The 6,718-nt window shown below is 47.0% G+C and carries 5 protein-coding genes and 2 pseudogenes; 3 read left to right on the plus strand and 4 right to left on the minus strand.

Going from position 1 to position 6,718, the window contains the following annotated elements; genetic code table 11:
- Positions 1 to 265: 265 nt before the first annotated feature.
- From GAP13_RS12240 to GAP13_RS12250, 3 genes are all read right to left on the minus strand, one after another.
- Entirely contained in the window at positions 266 to 1,132 is an 867-nt protein-coding gene (locus GAP13_RS12240) for a carbohydrate ABC transporter permease (protein ID WP_158908581.1), read from the minus strand.
- Positions 1,129 to 2,049 (minus strand): carbohydrate ABC transporter permease, encoded by a 921-nt coding sequence (locus tag GAP13_RS12245; protein WP_158908582.1) that lies wholly within the window; start codon positions 2,047 to 2,049, stop codon positions 1,129 to 1,131. Before GAP13_RS12245 ends, GAP13_RS12240 begins: the two co-directional genes overlap by 4 nt.
- Before the next feature lie 118 nt (positions 2,050 to 2,167).
- The gene (locus tag GAP13_RS12250) at positions 2,168 to 3,400 is read right to left on the minus strand and encodes an ABC transporter substrate-binding protein (RefSeq protein ID WP_158908583.1); all 1,233 of its coding nucleotides are present in this window, start codon (positions 3,398 to 3,400) and stop codon (positions 2,168 to 2,170) included.
- Between the two features lie 283 nt (positions 3,401 to 3,683).
- On the opposite strand from GAP13_RS12250, the gene GAP13_RS12255 reads away from it, so the two are divergent.
- On the plus strand, positions 3,684 to 4,814 hold the full coding sequence (locus tag GAP13_RS12255; protein ID WP_158908584.1) for an ATP-binding protein: 1,131 nt from the start codon (positions 3,684 to 3,686) through the stop codon (positions 4,812 to 4,814).
- Positions 4,815 to 4,921: 107 nt separating this feature from the next.
- On the opposite strand, the gene GAP13_RS12260 is transcribed toward GAP13_RS12255, so the two are convergent.
- Entirely contained in the window at positions 4,922 to 5,548 is a 627-nt protein-coding gene (locus tag GAP13_RS12260) for a YdeI/OmpD-associated family protein (protein ID WP_222126219.1), read from the minus strand.
- Between the two features lie 561 nt (positions 5,549 to 6,109).
- On the opposite strand from GAP13_RS12260, the pseudogene GAP13_RS13375 reads away from it, so the two are divergent.
- Both GAP13_RS13375 and GAP13_RS12275 read left to right on the plus strand, forming a co-directional pair.
- Positions 6,110 to 6,369: pseudogene (locus GAP13_RS13375) on the plus strand (integrase core domain-containing protein); the annotation flags it as partial.
- Positions 6,370 to 6,479: 110 nt separating this feature from the next.
- Positions 6,480 to 6,718: pseudogene (locus GAP13_RS12275) on the plus strand (integrase catalytic domain-containing protein); the annotation flags it as partial.

The following is a 6,718-nucleotide window of genomic DNA, read 5'->3' on the forward strand; positions in this document are numbered from 1 at the left end:
AATAACATAGACAGCTGGATAGGTAAAAAAGGCGGCTGTCAGAAGAAATGGCCCGACTTTGACAAGCTTGACTACCGTGATATTCGAAATGATGAGCAATGTTGCATATATAACCGAAAGAAATATAAATGCAGGCGTCGCGTGCTCGATCTTGTGTTTAGGCTGCAAAACTTTCATGGGCCGCATATTATCGAAATCCCTGCAGCCTGGCAATGAGGGCGCCGCGTGCTATCGCATGCTGCTGTCCTGAATTCGACATCAATCGCTATTTTATGGCGCCCGCCACCATGCCTTTCACAATATATTTCTGCGCGAACAAAAAGAAAATAATCACCGGCACCATCGCCATCAGAATGGCTGTGAGAATAAGATCCCATTGCTTCACGAAGGCTCCGGCAAAATTGGAAACCGCAAGCGGAATTGTCATGATATCGTTGCCCTTGCCCAGCACAAGCAACGGGAGCAAATAGTCATTCCATATCCAGATGCCGTTCAGAACCAGCACTGTGGCTTGAATGGGCGTCAGTATCGGGAAAATGATTCTGTAGAAAATCTGGTATTTTTTGCAACCATCGATAGTCGCCGCTTCTTCGAGCTCCAGCGGGATACTCTTGATGAAGCCATGGAACATAAAAATCGAAAGCGGCGCACCAAAGCCTATATAGGCAAGAATAATTCCCTGATAGGTGCGCAGCAGGCGGATACCGGTCGCAACGGTCACTGTGCGGAACCACGACAAGAGCGGAAACATGACGATCTGGAAGGGTATCACCATCGAAGCGACAAAAATAAAAAATATGATCGAAGAAATCCTGGATTTTGTCCGTACAAGCACCCACCCGGCTTGGGCGGAAAACAAATTGATCAGCACCAGCGAAACCACGGTGACGATAGTACTGGTCAGAAGTGAGCTCGGATAGCGCACCGATTCGCTCGTCCATATTTTTACAACATTGTCGATTATGTTCCCCCAGCGACTTGGCCATGCCAGGGGATACTGCGTCACCTCAAAAGAAGTTTTGGCTGAATTAAGGAGTACAAGCACGAATGGAAACAGAAAAAGGATAAATAGCAGCGCCGTCACAATTTCTGCGACAATCATGCCAGGCTTTCTTGAGCGCAGTTGTTTCATAGCTCGATCTCCCTTTTCTTGTTCACATACACCTGAATGATCGAGATGATCGCCAGCACGAAGAAGAACACAAATGCCCGCGCCTGCGCCACTGAAAGCTTATTCGAGATGAACGCGGTATTGTAAATGTTGAGCGCGAGCAGTTCAGTGCCTAGAATCGGCTGCCCCATCAGCATGGTCGAAGGGCCGCCGCTCGTCAGCGACACATTCACATCGAACTGCTTGAAGGAATTCACGAGTGTCAGAAACATAGTCACCGTAAATGCTTGAGCGCAGAGAGGAATCGTAATCGACTTGAGGCGAATCCATGGCGTCGCTCCATCGATTTTCGCGGCTTCGAGCAACTCCTGCGGAATGTTTTCGATAGCCGCAACATATATCATCATGATGTAGCCAGCATATTGCCAGGTGCCGACGACTATCATCGCCGCAAGCGCTGATGTGTTTTTTGAGAGCATAAGATTGCCGGGATTTGCGAGGAAACCCAGCACAGGTATGATTCGCCCTAAAGAGGGAATGGCATTGTTGAATATGAATTGCCAAATATAACCGAGAATGAGGCCGCCAATGAGATTCGGCACAAAAAAGCCCACTCGATAGACATTCTTGAGCCGAAGCTCGCCTGTCACTAGAAGCGCCAGCGCGAATGCTACCACATTGATCGCGATCATGTTCAGGATAGTGTAGGCAAATGTTATGCCGAAGGAATACAGAAATGCAGGATCACGGAAGCTCTCTGCAAAGTTCTGCAAGCCCACAAAGCGCAGACCGCCATCGACCCGCGCCGAAGAAGACCAGTTTGTAAAGGCATAGTATGACCCCAGGAAAAACGGGATAACCATCACCATGATAAACGCAAAAAGCACCGGCGCCAGAAATACCCAAAAAACAAGCGATGATTCTGTTTTTTTTGTCATATGGCCCCCTCAGCAATTCACCATCCTGTGTATTTCGATGATACAGAAAAGCCGCTTGCATCCATCATAGTGACGCAAGCGGCTCTTTTCAACACGCACAATCCTTGATGTGCACAGGTTACTTTTTCGCGTTGTCTTTGAAGGCTTTTGCCATTAGGTCGACAAACTGGGCCTTTGTGATGCTGCCAGCCGCAAACTGGTTGTAAATCGGGGTAAGGACTTTGTCTCTGAAGTCGCCGCTGAAATAGTACTGATTCCAGCTGTACACCTTGCCAGCTGCTGACCACTGCTGAACAGATTTGGAAAGCTGCCCTTCAGGATTGAGATTGATGCCGGAGAAAGCGGGAATCATGCCGGCGTCCTTGACCATGTACGTGTGGCCTTCGGGTGTGGTTACAAGATCATTCAGGAATTTCTTGGCAAGAGCCACATTCTTCGAATCCTTGTTGATCGCATAGAACGAAGGAGCGGCGACGAAAATGCCGTCAGTCGTTTTTTTCATCGATCCATGGGGCGCAAAGGCCATCTTGAAGGTCGCATTTGCAGCCTTGAGGTTGGGATCGACCCAGTTGCCCTGATGAAGGAAGACTGCCTTGCCAGTCGCGAAAGCGCCAACCTGCGCATCATAGTTGCCGGTAAGAAGCACCGTCTTGTCGGCATACTTGAACAAGAGCTCAACCCAGTCCGCATATTCCTGCAGGCGCTGCATATCGACTTTGCCAGCGAGCAGATCGTTCACCACGGAGAGATCACCATAGGGCAATCCATTCGAAAGCAGGGAATTGAAGTTGTGGTGCGCGGTAACCCAGCCCATTTCGACAGATGCAGCCATCGAAACCACCGAGTTGATGCCAAGCTCCTTCTTCATCGAGTCGAGTTTCTCGAAGGCTTTCTTGTAGGCATCGTAATTGGTGAGCGTCTTTGGATCGATTCCTGCCTTTGCGAGCAGATCGGCATTGTATGCCATGCCCCATCCTTCAACCGCTACAGGGAAGCCATACACTTTGCCATTGTACTTGAACGCGACAGAGGTCTTGGAAACCCATGGCTCCTTCGAAAGATCGAGGATAACGCCTTCCCATTCCTTGTATGACTCGAGCCCGTCGAAAGCAAAAATATCCGGCATATCGCCTGCCGCGTAATCTGCTTTGAGCTGAGGCCCCATGCCGCCCGAAGTACCGCCGATGGATTTGATAACGACTGTTACATTGTTCTTCTTGCCCCATTCGGCTGCATATGCCTTGATCTGGGCGTCGATTTCGGGCTTATTCTGCATGAGCGTGAGTTTGCCCGCGCCAAATGCTGCAGTCGCAGCCATCAAAACCATGAAAGCCAATGCAATTCGTTTCATACTGTCTTCCTCCTTTATAATTTTCGAAAAACCGCGTTGTTTAACCGGTTTACTAATGGTAGCACATTATAGAGCATTGTCAAGTGCAGGAAATGCAGACTCGCAACGTTCTATTATGCAGGACCTGAACTAAGAGGGGAACACAATAGTTGCTGCATATTTGATTTTTTCTCCCTGTTTTAAATGCAAAAACAGGGAATAGTAATGTTAGTATTTTACATCAAAATAGTCAGCCATATTCCCTGCATTTGACAAATAGCCCATGGCGGCATATAATAAATACATGTTCAAACGCGAGTACGAACCTTTAGATCAATATCTCAGCCCCAATAAAGTACTGGTTATTTACGGCCCACGACGGGTTGGGAAAACTACCCTGCTGCAAAATTATCTCAAGCAGACACCACTCAAATACAAACTTGACTCTGGAGATAATATCCGTACCCAGCAAATCCTGAGTTCCCAGGATTTTGCTCAAATCCTATCGTATGTAGAAGGCTATGAACTGCTCGCCATTGACGAAGCCCAGAACATTCCCAACATCGGGATGGGCTTAAAAATTATCGTAGATCAGATTCCGGGCATTAAAGTAATTGTGACGGGTTCGTCGTCATTTGAACTGACCGGACAGATAGGCGAACCCTTAACCGGCCGCAAAACAACCCTCAATTTGTACGCAATGGCACAGTCAGAATTATTATCGGTTTACAATCGTTTTGAATTGCGTGAAAAATTGGAGGATTTTTTAATTTTTGGAACGTACCCCGAAGTGCTACAAGCTCCCAATCAGCGTACGAGGATCGATATTTTGACCGAAATTGCCAATGCATACCTGCTCAAAGACATTCTTGCCCTGGATCGGATCAAAAATTCCCGCACCCTGCTGGATCTTTTAAAGCTGCTTGCTTTTCAGATTGGGAGCGAAGTTGCACTCACTGAATTGGCAACCCAATTGAGTGTGGATGTCAAAACAGTCAAACGGTATCTGGATTTGCTTGAAAAAGCCTTTGTGATCCACCGTTTGAATGGCTTCAGCCGCAATCTTCGCCAGGAAGTAACCAATAAATCCAAGTATTATTTTTTGGATAATGGCATCCGCAATGCGGTGATTGCTCAATTTAACAGCCTGGACCAACGCAATGACCAGGGGCAATTGTGGGAAAATTTTATGCTCGTTGAACGCCTCAAGTACCGCACCTATTACTCTCTGTATGCAAATATGTATTTTTGGCGCAACTACCGACAGCAGGAGATCGATTTGATTGAGGAACATAGCGGGAATTTATTCGGCTATGAGTTTAAGTGGTCGCACAATAAGGCGGTTCGGCCTCCCGCAACCTGGACGGAGAACTATCCAGATGCCACATTTACGGTGATTCATCCGGCTAACTACTTGGAATTTATACTGCCATAGCAGCGTTAGGTTTGTGTTCGGCCAACATAGACCTTGCCGCTGCAACTCCTTGATCTGATCGATCTGGTTCATTTTGAGCATATCCTTTCGCAATTCTCAAATCAATTTCATTCCCCCTCATTTAGTCCCTTACCGTTGAGAATTTGCTGGATACATTTTTCGACCCTTAACGCTCGAGTTTTGGATTGTTTAGGCGCAGAAAAATAAAGTATGTATGCTCTTTGCCGTCCAGGCGTCAGTGCATCAAAAGCGGTTTTCAAGGCAGGAATTTCATCCAGTTTCTTTTGAAATTCTTCGGGAATGATGAATTCCGCAGTCTTTTTAAAAGGCACTTTTAAGCCGGCCTTTTCCGCTTCGATGGCTTCATTGATGTAGGCTTTCAAGATGGGTTCCATCTCAACTATTTCTCGAACATTGGTGAACCGAATCTGGCGTCCAGCCTGCACATTCCCCGTTTGCTGGATGAGAATACCCTTGTCATCCTTTAACAAGGCGCCTTTGAAAAACAAAAGCGCGCAGTAGTCTTTGAATGTGTGTATCAACACTATGTTCCTGTCCTGAAACATGTAGCAAGGGACTCCCCACTTCAATTCTTCGGTCAGGTGACAGTCAAGAACAATCGTTCTCAATTTCGCCAATTCTTCCTGCCACTTCTTGGTGTCCCTTAAATACGCATCTACCTCGGGATTCATTCTGTTTGATGGTGTGTGTCCAACAACTTCTTCATTGTTCAAAATGAAACCTCCTGATACCGTTTTTCGAAACCCTATACATACAATACTCTCATCGAGTGACATAGAAAAAGAGTCTGCAGGCAATTATAATGAGCAGCGAAAACTGGACAGATAAAAATAGAAAATAAAGTGGACCGCTGCTCCTTGTGAAAGAACGACAAGGAGGCATAGAGTAGCACTATACGGAAGCGGTATGACAAAGAGTTCAAAGCAAAAGTGGCTTTGGAAGCCTTGAAAGGCGAGAAGACATTGCAAGAGTTGGCAACGATCTATGCGGTCCATCCGAATATGATTGCGTTGTGGAAGAAACAGCTTGTTGAGCGCGCATCCATGATCTTTGAAAAAGAAGGGAAGGATAAAGAAGCCGAAGCAGCAGAGCGCACGCAGGATGAGTTGTTCCGTCAAATTGGTCAGCTGCAAGTAGAGAACGAGTTTCTAAAAAAACTACAGACGGCTGTATGGGAGCGAACCGAAGCGATAGAGCCGGAGCATCCTGAACTTTCCATTGGCCGGCAATGTGAGCTTCTGGGAGTGAGTCGTTCAACATTCTATTACCGGCCAGAAGAAGCGATTGCGCGCTATGGAGTGCCTGGCATTTTCAATACGGTCAAGGGAGTCAGTTCACCTCTGATGCGTTTCTCGCAATCCTGGAAGCCCATGGAATACAGATCAGTATGGATAGTGTGAACCGAGCGCTGGATACCATCATTGTGGAACGATTCTGGAGGTCTTTGAAATACGAAGACATCTATATCAAAGACTACCGGACGCTCGCAGAGCTGAAACTGGGTGTGTCCCGCTATATCAGGTTTTACAACAGTGCGCATTGCCTCATCGAAAATCTAAGCGAAACAATACCGATGCCTCATCATAAAATCTAACCCAAATTACACTCCAGCATATGGTCTGGAGGCAGAATATGGGGCTCAGTATGAAAGAACGACATCGGGTCATCGCTGAAACAGCAGGACGCTACCGTGCAGCAAGCAAGAAAGAAAAAAGCCGTATCCTCAATGAGCTGACTGCATTGACGTGCTATAACCGTTTGTATGCAATGCACCTGCTCACCTGGTGGGGGAAAACAGTCCAGCGAGTCATAGGTGGTACTCGCCTCAAGATTGTCATTGGCTCGCCCCGCGTACGCAAGAAACGCAATGGCAAGAAAAAGTA

Source organism: Rectinema subterraneum, assembly GCA_009768935.1.
Taxonomy (GTDB): Bacteria; Spirochaetota; Spirochaetia; order Treponematales; family Rectinemataceae; genus Rectinema; species Rectinema subterraneum.

Bases quoted from the DNA above. Each gene is read 5' to 3' on its own strand.
- GAP13_RS12240 (WP_158908581.1), bottom strand. From the start codon at position 1,132: ATGAAACAACTGCGCTCAAGAAAGCCTGGCATGATTGTCGCAGAAATT.
- GAP13_RS12245 (WP_158908582.1), bottom strand. From the start codon at position 2,049: ATGACAAAAAAAACAGAATCATCGCTTGTTTTTTGGGTATTTCTGGCG.
- GAP13_RS12250 (WP_158908583.1), bottom strand. From the start codon at position 3,400: ATGAAACGAATTGCATTGGCTTTCATGGTTTTGATGGCTGCGACTGCA.
- GAP13_RS12255 (WP_158908584.1), top strand. From the start codon at position 3,684: ATGTTCAAACGCGAGTACGAACCTTTAGATCAATATCTCAGCCCCAAT.